Origin of the sequence: Kitasatospora sp. NPDC056138 (assembly GCF_042264695.1) — a bacterium.
GTDB lineage: Bacteria > Actinomycetota > Actinomycetes > Streptomycetales > Streptomycetaceae > Kitasatospora.
In genome coordinates this window covers 1-18,752 of record NZ_JBHJVK010000091.1, presented here as the reverse complement: position 1 = coordinate 18,752, position 18,752 = coordinate 1, and the positions used below count along the sequence as shown (strand labels likewise).

At 71.7% G+C, this 18,752-nt stretch carries 19 protein-coding genes; 9 read left to right on the top strand and 10 right to left on the bottom strand.

Annotated features, from left to right (window positions below):
* Positions 1–4: 4 nt before the first annotated feature.
* The 5 genes from cas6e to ACFC1R_RS34890 are packed head-to-tail and all read right to left on the bottom strand — an operon-like array spanning position 5 to position 4,776.
* Positions 5–676, bottom strand: coding sequence for a type I-E CRISPR-associated protein Cas6/Cse3/CasE (gene cas6e, locus ACFC1R_RS34910; protein ID WP_375945672.1), 672 nt, complete (start codon positions 674–676; stop codon positions 5–7).
* On the bottom strand, positions 673–1,410 hold the full coding sequence (cas5e, locus tag ACFC1R_RS34905; RefSeq protein ID WP_375945670.1) for a type I-E CRISPR-associated protein Cas5/CasD: 738 nt from the start codon (positions 1,408–1,410) through the stop codon (positions 673–675). The genes cas6e and cas5e overlap by 4 nt, the downstream gene beginning before the upstream one ends.
* Positions 1,407–2,654 carry a type I-E CRISPR-associated protein Cas7/Cse4/CasC gene (locus ACFC1R_RS34900; protein WP_375945668.1) on the bottom strand — a complete coding sequence of 416 codons (1,248 nt, stop codon included), beginning with the start codon at positions 2,652–2,654 and terminating at the stop codon, positions 1,407–1,409. The genes cas5e and ACFC1R_RS34900 overlap by 4 nt, the downstream gene beginning before the upstream one ends.
* A 5-nt stretch (positions 2,655–2,659) precedes the next feature.
* Positions 2,660–3,238, bottom strand: a complete 579-nt coding sequence (casB, locus tag ACFC1R_RS34895) for a type I-E CRISPR-associated protein Cse2/CasB (protein ID WP_375945667.1) — start codon at positions 3,236–3,238, stop codon at positions 2,660–2,662.
* A complete protein-coding gene (locus ACFC1R_RS34890) occupies positions 3,235–4,776 on the bottom strand; it encodes a type I-E CRISPR-associated protein Cse1/CasA (protein ID WP_375945665.1) in 1,542 nt (513 codons plus the stop codon). The genes casB and ACFC1R_RS34890 overlap by 4 nt, the downstream gene beginning before the upstream one ends.
* A gap of 225 nt (positions 4,777–5,001) precedes the next feature.
* On the opposite strand from ACFC1R_RS34890, the gene ACFC1R_RS34885 reads away from it, so the two are divergent.
* Positions 5,002–5,160, top strand: a complete 159-nt coding sequence (locus ACFC1R_RS34885) for a hypothetical protein (protein WP_375945663.1) — start codon at positions 5,002–5,004, stop codon at positions 5,158–5,160.
* Positions 5,161–5,447: 287 nt separating this feature from the next.
* On the top strand, positions 5,448–6,689 hold the full coding sequence (locus ACFC1R_RS34880; RefSeq protein WP_375945661.1) for a competence protein CoiA: 1,242 nt from the start codon (positions 5,448–5,450) through the stop codon (positions 6,687–6,689).
* A gap of 441 nt (positions 6,690–7,130) precedes the next feature.
* Here ACFC1R_RS34880 and ACFC1R_RS34875 read toward each other — a convergent pair whose 3' ends face one another.
* Complete coding sequence (locus ACFC1R_RS34875) at positions 7,131–7,490, bottom strand: hypothetical protein (protein ID WP_375945659.1); 360 nt, start codon at positions 7,488–7,490, stop codon at positions 7,131–7,133.
* A gap of 268 nt (positions 7,491–7,758) precedes the next feature.
* Positions 7,759–8,091: a hypothetical protein gene (locus ACFC1R_RS34870; protein WP_375945657.1), complete on the bottom strand. Its 333-nt coding sequence runs from the start codon at positions 8,089–8,091 to the stop codon at positions 7,759–7,761.
* An 885-nt stretch (positions 8,092–8,976) separates the two neighbouring features.
* On the opposite strand from ACFC1R_RS34870, the gene ACFC1R_RS34865 reads away from it, so the two are divergent.
* On the top strand, positions 8,977–9,450 hold the full coding sequence (locus ACFC1R_RS34865; RefSeq protein ID WP_375945655.1) for a hypothetical protein: 474 nt from the start codon (positions 8,977–8,979) through the stop codon (positions 9,448–9,450).
* A 264-nt stretch (positions 9,451–9,714) separates the two neighbouring features.
* Positions 9,715–10,560 (top strand): class I SAM-dependent methyltransferase, encoded by an 846-nt coding sequence (locus ACFC1R_RS34860; RefSeq protein ID WP_375945653.1) that lies wholly within the window; start codon positions 9,715–9,717, stop codon positions 10,558–10,560.
* A gap of 17 nt (positions 10,561–10,577) precedes the next feature.
* Here the strand turns inward: ACFC1R_RS34860 and ACFC1R_RS34855 are convergent, their stop codons facing one another.
* The gene (locus ACFC1R_RS34855) at positions 10,578–11,363 is read right to left on the bottom strand and encodes a phytanoyl-CoA dioxygenase family protein (RefSeq protein ID WP_375945651.1); all 786 of its coding nucleotides are present in this window, start codon (positions 11,361–11,363) and stop codon (positions 10,578–10,580) included.
* 829 nt (positions 11,364–12,192) lie between these two features.
* Between ACFC1R_RS34855 and ACFC1R_RS34850 the strand changes: the two genes are divergently transcribed.
* Together ACFC1R_RS34850 and ACFC1R_RS34845 are read left to right on the top strand one after the other, a co-directional pair.
* Positions 12,193–12,975 carry a serine/threonine-protein kinase gene (locus ACFC1R_RS34850; RefSeq protein ID WP_375945649.1) on the top strand — a complete coding sequence of 261 codons (783 nt, stop codon included), beginning with the start codon at positions 12,193–12,195 and terminating at the stop codon, positions 12,973–12,975.
* A gap of 260 nt (positions 12,976–13,235) precedes the next feature.
* Positions 13,236–13,595, top strand: a complete 360-nt coding sequence (locus ACFC1R_RS34845) for a hypothetical protein (protein WP_375945647.1) — start codon at positions 13,236–13,238, stop codon at positions 13,593–13,595.
* Between the two features lie 1,128 nt (positions 13,596–14,723).
* On the opposite strand, the gene ACFC1R_RS34840 is transcribed toward ACFC1R_RS34845, so the two are convergent.
* Positions 14,724–14,999, bottom strand: coding sequence for a helix-turn-helix domain-containing protein (locus ACFC1R_RS34840; RefSeq protein ID WP_375945645.1), 276 nt, complete (start codon positions 14,997–14,999; stop codon positions 14,724–14,726).
* Positions 14,999–15,490, bottom strand: coding sequence for a DUF2975 domain-containing protein (locus tag ACFC1R_RS34835; protein WP_375945643.1), 492 nt, complete (start codon positions 15,488–15,490; stop codon positions 14,999–15,001). The genes ACFC1R_RS34840 and ACFC1R_RS34835 overlap by 1 nt, the downstream gene beginning before the upstream one ends.
* Before the next feature lie 887 nt (positions 15,491–16,377).
* Here ACFC1R_RS34835 and ACFC1R_RS34830 point away from each other — a divergent pair.
* The 3 genes from ACFC1R_RS34830 (at position 16,378) to ACFC1R_RS34820 (ending at position 18,440) form a co-directional block, all read left to right on the top strand.
* The gene (locus ACFC1R_RS34830; RefSeq protein ID WP_375945641.1) at positions 16,378–16,707 is read left to right on the top strand and encodes a helicase associated domain-containing protein; all 330 of its coding nucleotides are present in this window, start codon (positions 16,378–16,380) and stop codon (positions 16,705–16,707) included.
* The gene (locus tag ACFC1R_RS34825; protein ID WP_375945639.1) at positions 16,704–16,958 is read left to right on the top strand and encodes a hypothetical protein; all 255 of its coding nucleotides are present in this window, start codon (positions 16,704–16,706) and stop codon (positions 16,956–16,958) included. The genes ACFC1R_RS34830 and ACFC1R_RS34825 overlap by 4 nt, the downstream gene beginning before the upstream one ends.
* Before the next feature lie 966 nt (positions 16,959–17,924).
* Positions 17,925–18,440, top strand: a complete 516-nt coding sequence (locus ACFC1R_RS34820) for a hypothetical protein (RefSeq protein ID WP_375945637.1) — start codon at positions 17,925–17,927, stop codon at positions 18,438–18,440.
* The last annotated feature ends 312 nt before the right edge of the window (positions 18,441–18,752 follow it).

Below are 18,752 nucleotides of genomic sequence, written 5' to 3'. Positions count from 1 at the left end.
GCGGTCAGTGGGTGGGGGCGATGGAGAGCAGGCCGAGGCCGAATGCTTTGCCCTGGCCGATGCCGCTCAGGAGGGCTGTGCGCAGGGCGTCGGGGTCGGTGACGGTGGCGGTGCCCTCGAAGCGGACGTTGGGCAGGCGTATGTCGGGGCCGTTCTTGCGGCGGGCGTTGATGGCGTCCTGGCGGGTGTCGAGGGCCGCGGTGAGGGTGAGGCCGGCGCGGTCGGCCTGGCGGTGCCACCAGGTGAGGGTCTGGTCCGTGGTCAGGGCGTGCCGTCGGCTGTAGTCGTGACGGCGAGCTCCGCCCGGGGGTGGGCCCTCGTGGTGGGAGGGGTTGGCGTCGAGGCGGTAACGGACGGCCCGGCCGGGGGCGATCCAGTCGAACAGCGCGTCCAGGGGGCGGATGTCGATGGCGCGGGCGTAGCCGGCGGGCAGGCGGGCGGGGTCGGGGGGCCGGGCGGTCTGGATGAGGAGCACGGGGGCTTCGGGGTGTTGTTCGAGGCGGTAGAGGAGGCGGTCATGGCCGGGGGTGAGGGCTTGGAGGCGGTGGTGGAGGAGGGTGCGGTCGTGCAGGTCGCGGTAGGCGGTGCGGCTGCGGGTGCCGAGGGTCAGGCGGGTGAGGTACGGCCACGCGTGGCTGGTAGGGGTCCGGGGCGTCCTGGTGGCGGTGGTGGTCATGACTGGGTTTCCCGGTAGTGGGTGAGGGACGTCAGGTAGGCGGTGCCGGTACCGGCCGGGGTGTCGGGAGGGAGGACCTCGTGGCGGTGCCACAGGTCGTAGTCGGCGAAGGTGCGGCCGGGCCCGGGCTCGTTGCGCAGGGTCGCGTCCGGCGGTGCGCCGCGCCGGGGCGGGGTGTCGGAGATGAACTCGACCGGCCCGGTCGGGCGGCGGGCGCGGTGGAGGGGGAAGCGGCGCAGTTCGGCGACGGGGTCGCCGGGGGTGGGCCAGGCGGTGAGGGGGACGTCGGGGACGCAGCTTCGCCGGCCGAGGTAGGGCGGGTAGTGGGGGTGGTCGATGGCGTCGGTGAGGGTGTGCAGGGTGCGGGTGGGGCCGGTGACGGCGATGGTGAAGGCGGCGTCCGTCATGTACCAGCGTGTGGTGGTGAGGGTGCCCTGGCCGGGTTTGGTGCGGTGTCGGCCGGTGGCGTCGGGCGGGGTGCTCTCGGGTGGGTAGCCGCCGCCAATGGTGTGGAAGTCGCTTTCGCGCTGGCCCGGGCGGTCGACGCGGATGGTGAAGTGCAGGCTGTCGAGGTCGCTGTTGTCGGCGTCCGGGGCGCGGCCGAGGCAGGCGGCGAGCAGGCCGATGAGGGCGGAGCGGGTGGGGTGGGTGCCGGTGGGGTAGGTGCCGTGGCCTTGTGGTCCGCCCCAGGCCTGCAGGGGCCCGGCGAGGTGGAGGATGAGGCCGCCGGTCATGCCAGGGCCTTGCCGATCTGGGTGATCGTCCAGGCGATGAGCTCGTCGACGGGGTGGATGCGTTCGCCGAGTGCGGGCAGCTTCGTGTCGGTCAGGGTGGCGTGGGCGTGGGCTGCCAGTCCGCTGGTGCCGAGGAAGTCGGCGATGGCTGCGGCGTGGGTGTTGAGCCGGTGGACCGATTCGGGCAGGTAGCCGTCCTCGGTCGCGGGGACCGGGCTCTCGAATGCTCCGACGAGGCTGACGGGACGGTCGGTGCGCACGGCGACGTAGAGCAGGTGCGGAAGGGTGTAGGGGGCGGTGCTGGTGGCTTTGGCGGTGGGTGGCTCCAGCGCGGCCGCGTGCAGGTAGGCGCGGGTGGTCTCCTGGGCGAGGTCGTCCCAGTCCTGGTCGAGGTTGGTGAGCAGGAGCGGGATGTCGAGGGAGGTGAAGCTGTAGTAGACGCCGCTGGTGTAGGTCTGGTCGCCGAGGTGGGCGGCGCCGTGGGTGTGCTGGACGTCGTCGATGGCGTCGTAGAAGTCGAGTTCGGGCTCTGTCTGGTGGGTGGTCAGGGCGTGGGCCATGTGGGAGGCGCCGCGGACCTCGGAGCCGGGTTCGTTGGCGAGCATGCGGCCGAACGCTGCGATGCTCGCGTTGCGGGTGGCCAGGACGGCGCGGACTTCGGCGGCCGGGATCGCCTTCGTGGCGTGTTCGGTGAGCGCGGCGAACGGTGCGCCGGCGGTGGTGTCCTCGTCGGTGTCGTCCGCGGGCTCGGCCTGGGCGGGCTCGCCGGTGCGCTGGCGGGCCTTCCGGGCGTCCTTGGCCTTCTCGTCCTTGTCGGCTGCGGTCTTGGCCTTGGCGATGGCCGTCCGGTGGCGATCGGCCACGTCGGCGAGGGCTGTGATGGCAATGTCGGGCAGGAACAGCAGGGCGTTGGTGGTCCCGGCGTCGTTCAGGCCCAATCCGGTGACCTGGGCGGCGGGGATCATCATCCGGCCGGCCGCCAGCGCGAGGTCCTCGTCCCAGCCCCGCTGGGTCAGGGTGTCGGCGACCAGCTCGGGCACGTGCCGGGTGCGCAGGGCCGCGTCGCCGATGGCCCGTTCGACGGCGCCGCGCAGGGTGCGTTTGCCGCGCTGAGAGGAGGACCGTGAGCGGGTGACACCGCCGTACTGGGCCTGCTTGGGGCGGCCCCAGCGATCCCGGTTGAGGTTGGAGAAGGGGAAGTTCTGCAGGACATGGACGTCCAGGTGGACGTGGGTTGTCGTCATCGAGGTCACCTCCCGGATCGGGGGTCTTGGTCATAGAAGGCGCGGGCCCAGCCGGTGCAGACCTCCGCGCGGTGACGCTGCCAGCGCGTCAGGTCCTTCAGCAGGACGGCCCATTCGACGCTCACGTCCTGGGAGCGCAGCTGTCCCACGACCCGGGGCAGGGCCCGGTACAGGCCCGGCAGGGTGAGCTGGACGATGCTGTTCAGGTCGTCCTCGGCGCGGCCGGCTGTAACGGTGCCGCGGCGGACGGCCGCGCGGTAGGACCAGCCGAGGTTGCGCCACGGCCTGGAGGACCGCGGCCGGAACACCGCCTGGACCGTCGTGCTCGGGTTGGGGGCGTCGTGGGCCGCGTACAGCGCGGCCACGAGCAGAAACGGCAGCTCGCTGTCGCGGTCGGGCGGGCAGGGGATGGTGCCGTGGCGCAGCAGGTGCCGGTACATCGGCCAGGGGTTGCGGAAGTCGTCGGGCAGTCCGTCGCGCAGAGCGGCTCGGCCGGCGGGACTGGCGCAGGCCTTCCGTACGACGGCCAGGTAGGTGTCGTACCTGTTCACCCGCGCGGGTGCCCGAGGGGTGGTGGTGGTCATGGTGCTGCTTCCCGGGGTGTGTGCTGGCGGGCGAGGTGGTCGAGGGCGCGGCGGTTGCGGGCGACGGCACCCAGGCCTGGCGGGCGTGTGGCGTGGGGACGGGTGTGGGTGTCGTAGAGGTCGAGGGCGTTGCGCGCGTAGTGCGGCAGAGCGCCGCCGTCGAGGGCGGCCGGCCAGAACGTCCGGTCCGCGGCGTCCCAGTACTGGCCGAGGGCGTCGTCGAGCCACGGGTTCTGCTCGGCTGCGCCGGGGGCCATCTGTTGCCATGCGCCGCGCAGGGACCGCCGCAGTGTGTCGGCGGCTTCTTCGGCGTCGGTGTGCAACTGGCCGAGGCGGGCTTCGCGTGCCGGGTCGCGTCCGGGCAGGAACGTGGCGATGCTCGCCGGGGTGGTCTCGGCCACCCACTGCACGTCGCCTCGTTCCTGCGGCTGCTGCTGGCAGCCGAGCGCGCGGACACGGACCGGCCCCAAGGCGTCGATCGTCTCGCGGGGCAGCACGGCGAGTGTGCCGAGCCAGGCCGGCATGGTGACGCCCTTGGGCGGGTCGGCGCCGGGCACCGCCGCGTGGACAAGTGCGTCGAAGTCGCGCAGCAGGTGGCGGCGGGCGTCCGCGTGCCGGAAGTTCTTGCGGTAGTGGATCAGGAACGGGTCCGGTGCCTGCGGGACCGGGGTGCGGGTGGCCCACGCCACCCAACAGCCCACGGCCGCCGTCCGGTCCAGGTCGAGGTCCAGGAGCACGGCGTGGGCGGATCGGCCGATCAGCAGGGTCACCGGCCCGCCCGGCACGACGGGGCGCAGCGGGTCGGGCAGGTCTTCGCGTTCCCAGGCCGCGCGGTCGTCCCCCGGCGGGTCGGGCCATAGGTGCGGGGGCGGGCAGCCGAGCGCGAGGCCGGCGAAAAGGGTGGCGGCCAGGGGGTGGTAGGAAATGGAGCCGCGCAGGCTCCCGGCCCGCATCTGCTTGCTGACCACGCCTGCGTGGGTGCGCTGCGCGCCCATGCCGCTGGGGCCGAAGCCCTGCCAGGCGAGCAGCCACAGGAGCGTGTCGGGGGCGTCGACCGGTTCGTGTTCGGGGGTGTGGGGGTGCCAGGGCTGGTTGTGGCCGGAGGGTCGGTCCATCGCCAGTTTGCCCGGGGTCGCAGGCTTGGAGCACTCCGTGCGCAGGCGGGGGTCCTGGAGGAACGCGGACAGGCGCAGGCGGTCCCGGTGTTCTCGGAAGTAGGCGTCGACGGCCCGGGCCGGGAGCCGTCCGCGGCGGATGACGGCGACCAGGCGCTGGTGCCAGGTCGCTGGGTCGGTGTCGAGGCCGCTGATCCGCAGGAACATGGCGGTCAGCAGACGGCGCAGCATGGTCTCGCAGGCGGGGTTCGCCACCACGAGGTCCTCGATGAGGTGGCTGGCCTTGAGAGTTGTCGACAGCCCGGCGGTGACGACCTCACCTGGCGTGGCGTTCGGGATGAGCCGGGCCAGTTCAGCCCGGTCGGCGGTGCGGCTGATCCTCAGCCGGAGGTACGGGCCGACGCGGAGGTCTTCGGGGTTCATGGCGCATAGCGCCCCCTTAGAGTGTCCGATAAACCTGGGTTGAGATGGTTTGCCCGGACACGGGCAAGCCTAGTTTCCAGGCACTTCAAATGTCCATGACGGTAGATCGGAGTCCGCGGCGCCGACGCCTTCCACGCGAAGGCCACCACCGCCACCCTCCGTGCCCTCCTGACCGAGCAGATGGCCGAGGGGCTGACCACGCGGGCTGCCAGCGGATTCAACATCATGCCGCCCCATCTGCTCGGCGGGCTCACCGAGTTCGTCGAGCACGTGGTGCCGGAACTGCAGAGGCTCGGCGTCTACATGAACACCTACCGGCCCGGGACGCTGCGCACCAAGCTCGGTCTCGCGCGCCCCGGCAGCCGCTACTCGGAAGAAGGGTGACCGCTCATGGCGGAGCAGAAGCAGAACGAAGTCCTGCGCGCTCATGGTGGTCGACCAGTCGGCGGTGGTGACGTCGACCGTTCCACCGGCCGCACCGAACTCGGCGGCGCGGGAAGTCGAGTCGGTGCGGGGCGGCCTGGGTGGTGCTGATCAGGGGTGGAAGGCGGGCGTGTGGGGTGCGGTGCGGGGAGGGTCATGAGGGTGGTGACGTGTGCGGCGCGGGTGGGCAGGGATGAGGCGGGAGGGCGGCCGGGACGGCCCGGCCGAACGAGGGAGGGGGAAGGCGCGTGGCGTTCACCGCGATGCACGCCGAACGGGGCCGGCTGGACGCGACGCTGGACGACCTCGGCTGCACCTGGGCGTGGACGGGCGTCCACCGGGTGCGGCCCCGGGCTCCGCTCACGTGCCCGGAGTGCCGGCACGGGATGCACGCAAAGGTCTCGCCGCACGGCATGCGGTTCTTCGCCCACGACCGCGGGGCGCCGACCTGCGCGCTGGCGCAGGAGAGCATGGAGCACCACCTGCTGAAGCTGGACCTGGCCACCGAGGTCCGCGCGGCCGGCTGGTTCGCCGAGCTGGAGGTACGCGCCGAGGACGGCACCTGGCGGGCCGACGTGATGGCCTCCTCCCCCGACGGCAGCCGCCGCATGGCGTGGGAGGCGCAGCTCTCCCCGATCACCGCGGACGAGATCCGGGCACGCACCGAGCGGTTCGCCGCGCACGGCGTCGCGGTGTGCTGGGTGGCCACGAAGGCGCGGCCGTGGGTCGGCACGGTGCCCTCGGTGCGGGTGACGCCGCCCGGCCCACCCGCGCGCGGCCCGCAGGTCTGGGAGGTGACGGCCGGTCTCGCGCGGTTCACCGTCGAGCCGTGCGAGCGATGGTGCCAGTGCACGCTGGGCCACGGCGAGTGGAAGGGCGCGCCGGTGCCGCTGGCCGACTTCGTCGCCTGGGCCCTCGCCGGCCGCGTCCGCACCCACCGCCCGCCCGAGGACGGGCGCCAGCTGCACGAGGACCGGCAGTGGTGGGACGTCCACTGGACCGCCCCGGCCTACGCCGCCACCGCCGCCGAGCACGACCAGGCCGAGCGCGAACGCCTCGCCCGCGCCGAGCAGGAAGAACGCAAGAGGGAAGCCACGCTCGCCCGGGTGCGCGCGGCGCAGCGGGCGCGGCGGGAGGAGGTGGCGCGGCTCGCCTCACTCGTGCGGGAGGTCACCGCGTGGCGCAACCAAGTGCCGATGCAGCGCCGCTGGAAGATCGAGGACGCCGCCACCCGCTGGGCGGTCGAGGCGACCGGGGTAACCGGAGCCGCCATCGACTACCACGCCTACGACGATCCCCGCTGGGCCGGAGGCTTCCCCATCTACGCGGTCGGCCAGCTGGTCGCGCTGCTGCGCCCCGAGCCGCGTGTCATCACCTGGACCGGCCTGGAGAACGTGGCGGTCCTTACCGCGAACTACCCGGAGTACGCGCTGACCGTCGACAACTCCCCACCTGGTACCCGTGTCATCAACCTGGCCGACAGGCTCTGACGCCGCTCCCCGAGGGGGCGCGTGATCTTGTAGAACCACGGCAAGGCCGCCGAGGCCGTAACTGCCACCTACGAGAGACTGCCCGAACGGCGCCGAGCCCCTGTCCAGACCCTCCAAGGCACGCCCCATGTCGGCAGGCCCCGGCCGGGGGCCCAGCCACCGGCCGCGCGCACGCCACCAAGGTTCCTCGCGGAGACCTTGGTGCAGTGCCAAGGTTCCCCGTGGAGACTTTGGTGGCGCGGTCGCTGGGCATCGAAGCCGCCGGATGCCACCGGCGGGAAGCATTGGTGGGCAGGTCAGCCCGGCGTGCGAAACCTTGGTGCCCCATCCACGGCCGGTGAGACGATGCCGGCCCGCCGGGCGGTTCGGGACGGACTTGGCAGCGCGAACGCCCCCGGCCGTCCGAACCGGGCCGGGCACCGAGGGCGTTCGGGGCGGGCGTCAGGAGCGGTTCCAGTCCTCCTTCTTCAGCCCCTCCTTGAGGATCGACTTGGTGAGCTGGCGCACGACGGCGAACGGGCGACCCGCGCAGCGCCCGTGCTCCTCGGCCTCGTCCACCAGGACCTGGAACAGGTCCTGCAGGTGCCCGTGCCGGCGGCTCGGGTCGGCCAGCGCCGTGGCGAGCAGTGCGTCGAACGTCTCGGTGTCGCCGGCCGACCAGGCCGCCAGGGCGCGGCGGGTGAACACGCGCTTCTGCGGGGACCGCTCCTCGATGTTCACCGGGTTGCCGTCCGCGTCCTTGCTGGTCGTCCAGTCCGCGCCCTCGAGCAGCGACAGGCGGCACACGAAATCGGCGGCCACCCGGGCGAGCGTGGACAGCGCCCGGTCATCCAGGCTGGCCAGCTCCTGCGCGCGCCGGTAGGCGACCGGGATGTCGCCCAGGGCGGCCCTCCGTCGCCGCGGCCTGCAGCAGCACGTACCCGTACTCGGTCTGCTCGTGCAGCTTCTCCAGCACGGCCACCACCCCCACTTTCACTCGTCCTGCGGTCCGGCTCCGATCATGCTCACCCGCTGCGCCCGGCGTCCCTTGTCCCGCCGGATCGCTCCCGTCTGCCGACCGGCCCACCGCTCACAGGCGCGCGCGGGCCAGGACCTCCTGCGGGTCGTCCGGGCGACGCCAGATCCGGCGGCCGGCCGGGCCGTGATCGCGGACCCACTTCAGTGGCGCGGCCGCGATCCGCCACCGCTCCGTTCCCTCGACGGCGGCCAGCGCGTCGGCGATGAGGTCGAGCCTGCGGTTGACCTGCCCGCCGGGCTCCTCGTCCAGGACCAGGAGCAGCCGGGGCAGGCGCCGGCCGTAGACGCGTCGCCACACCGGCACGGTGGAGCCGATGGTGCCGCGCTGTCCCTCCCAGACGCTGGCCCGGGCGTAGGCGGCGTAGCGGCGCAGCTTGCGGATCATGGCGGCCGTGCGCATCGTGCCGCGGTCCACCTCGATGAGCAGCGCCTGGTGGCCGGGGCGGTGACGACGAGGTCCACGGTCAGCTGCTCGCTGAGCGTGGTGCCCCAGGAGTGGGCGAGCTCGAGCTGGATGTCGCCGAGTGAGGTGAGGCGCTGCCGGGCGAAGGCGAGCGCGGTGTTGGTGACCGCGAGGGCGTGGTCGATCAGCTCGGACTCGGCGGCGCCCTGTCCGGTGGAGGCGGCGGGGCGGATCTGGTACTCGCGGAGGCCGCGACCGCGCGCAGGCCGCGCCGCACGTACGCCGTGGAAACGGCGTCGGGGGTGAGCAGCTGAGCCAGTTGCTCGGGGGTTGCCACCCGGATCACCGCGAGAGTCGTCAGCAGCTCCACCCGGACCTTCCGAGCCGCCCTCTGCCCACCGGCAGTGGCCGCAGGGGAGCGGGGAGGGTTGTTGCGGGTCGTGCCGCCCCTTGACAGGGGCTGCTGACCTGCGGCGTCGGGGCCGGATGCGGAAGGGCTGCCGACACCGGTGCTGACACCGCTTCCAGCACTGGCGGTGGCACCACTGTCCAGTGCCGCAGTGCCCCCTTGTCCAGTGCGCTGCGGACGGGATCGGCGGCCTGGCGAGCAGTCTCGGTGGTCGTTTCGGTGGTCGGCCTGGTGATCACGGGCGTGGTGCTCCTCGGTGCCCCAGGGCCCGCCGGGTGCGGGCTCGGTGCCCGTACCCGGTTGTCCCAGCCTGTTTCCCCAAGTACGGAGGGACGGCGCGCAGCTGGGACAGGGGTGGGACAGAGCTGGGACGGCCCGCAGAACGGGTGATCTCCCTCATCGGACAAACCATCTCTGTCAAGGGGGTGACCAGGGCAAACCGGACAGTGGACAGACGCTTGTCCAGGGCGGACGGACTCGGGGCCATCAGGGCAGAGGTCGCCAGGCGCGCCGCCGAAGCCGCGGAGCAGGCCCGCGACCTGGAAGCCCTGCACACGATCCTCGACGTGCTTCCCGTCTGCGAGGCACTGTGGGACAAGCTCCGCGCCGAGTACCCGCGCCTGTTCCCCGTACCACCGGCTCCTCCAGCCCCGGCGGCTGAGCTCCGGGCGAAGCCCACACCGGTGGAACCGGCAACCGAGCTGGCCGTGATGGCACAACTTCCCGCGCGCAGGTGGACAACCGGGGACATCCGCACCGCGCTCGGGCTTCCCACGCGGCGAAAGATCCGGAGCCTCCTGGGAGCCATGGCCGCCCAGGGGCAGATCGAGGCGGTTCGAGAAACCGCTCGGCACGTCTTCTACCAGCTCCCCGCACCGGCCGGTGCCCCCCTGTGCGAGGACGACCGCCACAGGTCGGCCCCGGCGCCGTGACTATTTGCGTTGCCGATGACCGACTGACCGGGCGGACTGCACACCCCAGCCGTGCCGTCCGGCTAGGCTAAGAACTCCTTCCGAGTGAGTCGACCACGGAAGGCGGGTGCCGCCCAGTTCCCTTACTCCGGCGAGGCGCGCCTATGACGACCACTGGACGCGTTGCAGAAGCACATGCGACTGGACGCCGGGATCTGACGGGCCGTCCGTTTGCCGACCCTCGCGCGGCTACGATGAGGTGGGTTTGGCAAGCTGGGAGAGAGCGTGACGGTGGCAAGTCGCAGCGGTGCGTCGTGGGACGAGTACCTCTTTAAGGGAACAGCCGGCTTCTACGAACGCGGACGGCTGCCGTACGCGGACGCGTTGGGAATCACCCTGCGGGACGAACTCGGTCTGGACGGCCGAGGCACGGTCGCTGACCTCGGAAGCGGGCCTGGCACTCTCACGCGGGTGCTGGCGGGGTACGTCGAGCGGGTCGTCGCGGTGGACCCGGACCCGGACATGATCGCCAGCGGGCGGGCACTCTGCAACGCCGCCAACATCACCTGGCGCACGGCAGCCGCCGAGGACGTCACATTCGTGCCGGGGGAGCTGGAGGCGGCGCTCTTCGGCCAGTCGTTCCACTGGATGGACCGCGAGCGGGTGGCCGCGATGCTGCGCGAGGCGCTGCGTCCCGGCGGACACCTCGTACTGGTGGCCGACGTGAAGACACCTCGGACCGGGCAGCCGGAGGGAACCGTCCCCGTTCCGCATGCCGAGATGGACGCGCTGATCGCCGAGTACCTGGGCAGTCAGCGCCGGGCGGGCCGCTCGGTGCTCGCCAGCGGAACGCCGCGCGACGAGGAGGAGGTCCTGACCCGCGCGGGCTTCACCGGTCCGAAGCGGGTCGTGGTCCCGGCGACGCGCGTCCTGGTGAGGTCGGTCGACGACGTGATGGCCGAGGTCTACTCCAAGTCGTTCTCCGCGCACCACCTGTTCGGCGACCGGCTGAACGAGTTCGACGGCCGACTGCGCACCCTGCTGGCGGAGCACGCGATGGACGGGCACTACCCGACGCTGCCCCCGGACACCGACGTACGGATCTGGATGAACCCGCCGGTCCGCGCCTGACCTGCGGGCCAGGGGGGTCAGCCGGCAGTGGCGGCCGGCTTGTACAGCGGGATGAGGTCGTGGCCGGGCAGCGCCGGGCCGACCTCGGCAGTGCGGCACACCCGCAGCCTGATGGCCAGGCTGATGCGCGGTAGCACGGTGGTGTTGGCGCCGCTGGCGTGCACGGTGTGCCGGTGGTGAAACGAGAGGGCACCTCGGGGCAGCGACACCGCCACGATGTCCGGTTCCTGCCCGGCTGGCAGCAGCGCGCGCAGCCGTTCGGTGTCGAGGTCGGCGGCGAAGAAGTGGTCGCGCGCGGTGTGGGTGCCGCCACGGTGGGAGCCGCGCACGTATAGCAGCGGCGACGAGTCGGACGAGACATCGGACAGCGCGAGCCAGGCGGTCAGCACCTCGTCCTCGTCCTGGAGGAACGGCGCGTCCTGGTGCCAGCCGACGTGGGCACGGCCGGAGGTCGTCGGGCCTTTGAGGAACAGGTCGACGGCGATGATCTCCACGTGGTGCGCGCCGGTCAGGCCGATGGCCCAGGCACTCAGCTCCGGGCGGACTATGGCGGCACGGATGGCCCGGTTACAGCGGCGCGGTTCCGCGACGGTCACCACGTCGCCCTCGTGTTCGCTGGGCACCCAGTCCCGCGCGTACGGCTCGGCGCCGGTCTCGTAGCGTCCGGCCAGCACCTCGTCGATGCCGGCGCAAGCAGCGTCGAGCGCCGGGTCGGGCACCAGAACCGGGCTCAGGCAGAAGCCGTCGGCGTGGTACGCCGCCGCGGCCCGCGCGATCGCGTACCCCTGGACAGTTTCGCTCATGCCAGTCACCTCGGTCACCTCGGTGTCCCTCTCGCGTCCTGCGGCCACCGCGCCTCTCGCGAGAGCACTGCGGACCGTCTGAACTCACGTTCTTCGTAGTACAGTTGGCAATTCGCCGTTACCACCGGCGCTAGACGGGCCCCGGTGGTAGGTTCGTCTCCCGCCATGGCCGAGTTCACCCCGGGGAGGCCACGTCACTGCCAGCAGGCACAGCACAAGGCGCCGGCCGCCTTGTTGTGGCTGGCGCCTGTGGCTTGTCAGAACCGGCTGCGCCGCACGACGGGCCGGACGGACGGGGCCTGCTCGGTGCCGCGCAGGGCGAGGGCCGCGGTGCGGGTGCGCTCCGGTAAAGGACCAGGCCACGCGCGGCGGCCACGAATGGCCGGTCCCCTGGCCTGGCCCTCCCCCCGCCGTGGGCCGCACCCTGGTGCATCCGGCCCGCCGCATCACCCCGATCGAGCGCTGCGGGCCGCGACCCCGCACCGGCGCCTTCGAAGGGACGGACATGGCGGACGAGCAGCAGGCGGCCTCCGGACAGGACGGCGGCAGCCGTGGAGACGGACCACCTCGGCAACAGCCCGGCCAGGCGGAGCTCCTGCCCTCCGGGAAGCCGCACTCCGGCTTACCCGGCGTCGCCACGCCGTCCGGCGCTCCCGCTCCGGCCTGATGCGCTGGATCCGCAAGAAGTACAGACGGCTGCGGAAGTTCAAGAAGGCCCACGCGTGCTGGCAGCGGACCACGCCGACATCGCCCGGCCGAACGGGGCGAACCCAACCGGCGAGAAGCTCCCGCCCCGGCTCTTGTTGCGGCACTGACAATGGGGGGCTCGGTGGCGCCTGAACACATCGCCAAGTGGATCGGAGGCGGCCGGTACGGCCTCGTCCGGGAGCTCGGCTCCGGTGGTTTCGGCCGGGTATGGCTTGCCCAGGACAACCACCTCGACCGCGCGGTGGCGGTCAAGGAGGTGTTCGCTGACCGGATACCGCCGGTGGAGCTCCCGGGCTTCATCGCACGTGCCCGCTACGAGGCGTCCAGCGCCGCCGCGTTGTCCGACCACCCCAACATCGTCTCCGTGTACGACATCGTCATCGAGGACGGCATTCCCTGGACGGTGATGCAGCTCGTACAGGGCACATCCCTTGCCGACGTCCTCAAGCAGCACCCGGGCGGGGTGACTGAGCAGTTCGTCGCCGACCTCGCCGAGCACATGCTGCTGGCTCTGAAGGCGGCCCACGCCGCCGGCCTGGTACACCGGGACGTCAAGCCGCAGAACATCATGGTCATGGCCGACGGCCGGCTGCGGTTCGTCCGGTGCCTGCTCGCCGACTTCGGCCTGGCCAAGAGCTTCACCTCCGACGCCACCGCCCTGACCAAGTCCGGTGAGATGATCGGTTCCTGGGCCTACGCCGCCCCCGAACGCGGCAACGCCGCCACCGGTAACCAGCCCCCAGGTGACATCTGCTCCCTCGGCGTGGTGCTCTTCGAGGCGTTGGAAGGCTACTCGCCGTTCCAGCGCGACGACGCCAAGTCCTCAATGATGGCGGTGGCCAACGAACCACTGCCGACGATGCGGAACGCCGGACACACCTGGCCCCGCTGGTCACCGCCCTGACCAGCAAGGGCCCCGCCGAGCGCCCCACCATCGACACCGCCCTGAAGCTGCTGGAGACCGCGCGGAAGCACCGAGCCAAGGCCCCGTCTCCGGTCAGGCGTACGGCCAGCACGGCGGCACTGCCGGCTCTCTCGCCCACTCGCCTCGACGCACCGCAGGGCCCGCGCCGGTCCGGGCAGGCACTGTGGCGCGACGTCTGGGCGGAACTCCAGGATGTAGAACAGCCCGAGAAGGAAAGGCAGCAAGCTCACGAAGCAACCGTGGCGGCCGACAGGCTGGTCGGGTACAGCGCCTTCGCGGCCGGCGTGATCGCCACCGTACTGCTCCTCGCGGCAACAGTGTTCGGTGTCGGGCTGATCCTGTGGGGGCGCTCCGTCACCGCCGCCAAGGCGGGTGACTGCCTCAACCACGCGGGAAGCTACTGGAACCGAGACACCTCATGCTCCGTACTGCTGCCAGGCGCAGAGAACTACAAGGTCCTCTACACCACGGACGCCGACCTCCCCGACGGTGACTGCCCCAATCGTTCGCCGCAATGGTTCAACGGCCTGGACATCCAGGTCAACGGGCTCGAGCAAGACGGCGAGAGCGTGTCGGTGTGCCTCAGGCCCCTGCAGTAGGCGGCGGAGCCGCCGGTGAACGGAAGCTCCCGGCAGGCCAATCCGGGCAGCTCCCTGGCCGCGACCACCACCGGCGTGCGGGGCAGACTGGCGTCATCACCGGCAGCTGGTGACGCCACCACCCCCGGGACAGCACCACGACCCGTCCCGTCCCGGCCGGGACGGGCAGACCGCCGGACCGGGCGGCACCCCACACTGCTCCCTCCCACCGCACGCGGCCGCCACCAGGCGGGCGCGAAGATAAGGCACAGCGCAGCGTCCCACCCGACACCGACCAAGCGCCCCAACCACCCACAGACAGGCACCCAGAAGGTAAGTCGGGCCAGTGAGAACGGCCGATCAAGTCTCTGACCAGCAACAACAGCCCGATCGCCCGGATGGGACCGGACGCTGAACGCGTAGCCAACCGCGCAGCCGAACGCGTAGCCGAACAAGCGGCCGTCGAACCCGCGCGGGATGACAGCGCCAGCCCCGGAACCTGGCCTGGGCAGTCGATGGCTACCGCTGGGCCAGCGCGGGGCCGTGACAGGTTCCGTCACCAGCGGTTGGCGGGGGAGCGCAGGGATCGCGCCCTGACTACCGCTGGACGGAACAGGTCACCGGTCGGCCTGCTACTCCCTCCTGTTGGTCCAGGACACGGCCGCCGCCGTCCGTCAGGAGGCAGTGCGCCACGCCCGTGCCGGTCGGTGCGACCTCGAGGCGTGGGGCGTGTCCGCCATCCGCCTGTGTGACCCATCCGGCTCCGCTCACCGTGGCTGGCATGCTGACCGCGCCGTTGAGGCCGTCGATGTAGTCGTACCTGACGGATTTCAGGTCGCCCCCTTCGGTCCAGGCCTTGTATGTCACGTCGGATCTATCGGCGCCGCACGCGGCCAGGAGTCCGCAGGCGACAATCAGGCCCGCCGTCATGGTTGCGAGCTTGACGGCTGCCGGTATGGGGGATGGGTGCATGAGGTGGCCTCTCGCTCAGGGGTTTTCACTCGGGTGTGGGGTCGGGAAGGCTCTGCCGCCGTAGAGGACTCGGCCCGGCGCGGCCCGGCCGAACGGTGTGCCGGCAGGGAGGATTCCGCTGCTGCTGCGTGGCCGTCTGTACGCGGGCCGACAGGGCGGCCGGCCACTGCGACCAGGTCACCATGGCGGGGATCCGGTCGGGAGGGGTGCCCCGGGTCCGTGCGCGGCCCCGACCCCGTCTGCGGTGTCGTCAGGCTCCCATCGCAGCAGGTCTCCGGGTTGGCACTCGAGCACCTCGCACAGCGAGGCGAGCGTGGTGAAGCGCACCGCCTTGGCCCGGCCGTTCTTGAGCACCGCCAGGTTGGCGGGTGTGATCCCCACCCGGTCTGCCAGTTCGCCCACGGACATCTTCCGCCTGGCCAGCATCACGTCGATGTCGACGGCGATCGGCATCAGATCACCTCGGCCAGTTCGGCCCCCAGCTGCGCTGCCTCGACGTCGCGCGCGACGGCCTGGGCGAGCAGCGCCCGCAGGACGATCACGATGAGCGCGTTCCCAAAGACCGCCAGGCAGACGCCGCCCAGCAGGGCCACGGCGCCCGGGGACACGCCCCCGCCCGACGTCAGTACCATTGTGAGAGCGAACACCAGGATCGCGGCCGCCATGAAGGCGCCGATCACGAGATGGACATAGCGGAACGCGGCGGAGGAGAACACGGTTCCGTGTCGCGCCATCGTCATCAGCCGCCACACGCAGACCAGGACGACCTGCACCGTCACGACGCCCAGGATCACAATCACGAGGACCGGAACTCGATGTTCCGTAACGACGCCCTCCTTCAGAGCGCCCGTCAGCATCGCCGCCATCGCCGCCTGGGCGCACACCGATCCGGCGTGCAGCACCACCATGACGGCGCGCAGCGCGCGCACTGTCAGCTCTCCCAACGCCACTCCCTCGATCGAATAACGATGGAAATCTATTGATTTTCGATAGAAATGGCAAACCTGATCCGGTGTTGGTGGAGGTGCCGCGCGACACCTTGTCCCGTCCGGCAGAGGTTCCGCTCGGGACGTCCCGGAGGTGGTCGGCGACCCGGTCGCCGTCCTCGGGATCGGGCGCGGCAGATGCGGTGGTGGTCATTGAGGTGGCCTTCCGTCAGCAGGAGACCGGACGCTGAACGCGTAGCCAACCGCGCAGCCGAACGCCTACCGGAGCGCGTGGCCGAACGAGCAGCCGAACAAGCACCCGTAGAACCCGCGCGGGATGACAGCGCCGGCCACGGAACCTGGCCTGGACAGTCGATGGCTACCACTGGGCCAGCGCGGGGCCGTGACAGGTTCCGTCACCAGCGGTTGGTGACGAAAGCACCCGGCGAAGCCCCGACCCGACCGGGACGGCCGGGACAGCCGGGACGGCGGACAGCCCGGGCGGCACCCCACCCGGGCCCGCCTCGTCCTGTCGGCACTACCACGCACCGGACAACACTCGCACGCCATCGGAGACTCAGGTCGGCGGCGTCGCGGACACCGAGGTCCCATCTGGCCGTCGATGCGGGTTGTGTGCCGAAGGGGGTGTTACTGACCGCCCGTCACGTGTAGCGTCCGGCTGTGTCTCCCTGAGACGGGACCGCCCACCGCACTCCCGGCCGGGTATCCGGCCCGGCCTTCGCGTGGAAGGGCTCATCATGGAGAACGACGATCACCTGCCCGCCAGGATCCGGCGGTCGGAGAAATTGGTGCTTGGGAGGGCTTGATCGGAGTCGGACGGCCGGGTCGACTGGGCCGGCCTGCCGCTGGAGACGGCGTTCGAGGGCGAGGCGCTCGGCCGGTGGGTGCGGGCGCAGCGGGCCGGGTGGGCCGAGCTCGACCAGGAGCAGCGTGACCTGCTCGCGGCGCTCGGCATTGGCGAGGACGTCGAGCTGGCTGCCGCTCGGGCGGCGGCCGCGGCGAAGCCGAAGGTGTCGCGCGCCGACCGGTTCGGCGCCGGCCTGGCGGCGCTGAAGACGTTCGTCGAGCGCGAGGGTCACGTCCGGGTGCCGCGCACCCACAAGGAGGGCGGGGTGTCCCTCGGGTCCTGGCTGAACAACCGGAAGGCCCGCCGGGCGAAGCTGACCCTGGGCCAGCTCGCACAGCTCGCCGAGCACGGGGTGGAGTGGGCATGAGCTGGGCAGTGGAGGGCCTCGCGCCGAAGGAGGCGCGAGGCGGGAACGGCCGGGTGCTGATCACGGGGGCGGGGCACTGGTTCCGGGAGGGACCGGTACAGCCGGACGGGTACTGGATCTGTGGGGTGGAGGGGTGCGGGCGGCACCGGTCCGAGCACGTCCAGGCGCAGGGGCAGTGGGTGGAGTCGGCGCACGGTTTCGTGGCGGCCCTGGAGCGGCGGGGCGGTCCTTGGCACGGAATCGCCTGTTGAAGTGCCGAGACACCGTATCGGCCTCGCCTCGATCGGCCTCGGTCCCTCGTAGGGTCATCGCCCAGCCCGTTCCGGCGTCAGGCGCTGGCGCCGGAACCCTTCGCCGCGGTCCCGGTGTCGGCACCGGTCCGGCTTCCGGCGTCCGCCGGCCCGTCGGCGGTCCCGCCCGCGTCGGACTACTCGCCCTCCTCCCACGGAGCCGGGAAACCCAGTCCAGCCCAGTTCTCGCGTGCCTGGGCCAGTGCCGCCCGCCCGCCGGGCGTGCTATTCATGTGCTCGATCGCCCGGCGCATGACAGGCCCCCTTCATCCGCTCGCGCATCCGCTTCCATGCCGCTTCCGGGCATTGGCCGGAGGCCACCAACCCCGCGATGCCAAGAGTCACACCGTCCTCACTCACGCTCACTTCAACGACCGGGACTGCGGCCGGTGGCTAGCCGGCGCCAACCCCCACCCAGGCGGACGACCGCTCTGCGGCGACCCTTCGCCCTCTCACGGTGCCAACGACGACGCCCGCCCCCGGCCCGTGACAGCGGGACGGGCATCGCGGACGGCGCCAGCCACCCAGCCGGGCCCAGGTGGACGACGAAGCAACGGACGCCGCGAGATCGGCGCCCACTCGCGCTTCACTGCACGGGACATACCCTCGCGGCGTCCGCGTGTCCGTTGGCCAGCGCTGCGCTGCTGCGGCCCCGAAAGGCATTGGCGGTCGTCACCTACGGGTGGCGGCCTCCCCGGACGCCTTCACCGGCCGGCATGCGCCGTCTGCCGATCCGGGCGGCGGGGCGGGCGAAGGGCCGTGCGCGATGGCGCAGCAGCACAGGCGGTTGTCGGACCAGCTGGTCCGACCTGCTGCAGCGTGCTGGGCGGCTGCAGGCGCCCGGCGTCAACGTGGTGCACCGATATCCGGCTGAACGCGGACGCGTTCAGCCGGGTTCGTATCGGTCGCTCTGCCAGGATCGCTGGCATGACGAACGACGATGGCCACCCGTCGGCTACTACCGGTCGGCTCCGCGATGCGCTGTCGGCTCTGGGGGTGCATGGCCTGGAGCACCATCTGGGCAGCGATGACCCGGTGTTCCTGCTCGGCGCGCTGCTGGCCGTCACCGAGACGCAGGCCGGGCAGCTGGACCGCACCGAGCTGCCCAAGGCTTTCGAAGGGTTCTTGCAGGTGCTGCTGGCCCTTGCCGGCAACGACCCGCGCGGCGCGGCCCGAGGCTGGGCGGTGGTGCTCGGCGACCGGCTCAGCCGGACCGCGGTCGAGCTGTACGCGGCGGTGGACGGCGGGGCCCGGGTGGTCACCAAGGTGGCCGGCCCGGCGATGCTGGTCGCTTCCAGCCTGCTCAACCTCGTGAACCACGCCGAGGTCGACCAGGAGACTCTGTCGAAGACCATCGGGATGGCAGAGCGGAATCTGAGCATGGCGTGCAGCAACCTCGGCGAGATGCGCAAGACACTGCGGCAGCAGGGCTTCCAGCTCTGACAGCGCGGGCAGCTCGGCCACCTTCGCCAAAAACGCGCGGCGCTCGTGCTCGGAGCGCAGCCGTGTTCATGAGCCCATCGTGGCACCAGGCGTGTTGCCTTGCTGGTCCTGTGCTACCAGGTGTGATTAGGACGGCCGTGTGGGCTGCCCTATCGTGACCCGGACCATTGGTCATCTATCGGGAGTAGACCGCCGGTGCGCCGCATTCGAATAGCCGTCAGTGAGCCTTTTCAGCGTTGCAGCTCCAGAGTGAGGACGGCCTTGGCTGCTGACGTCAGCCAGGTTGGGCTGCAGCGGGCATGGCGGAAGATC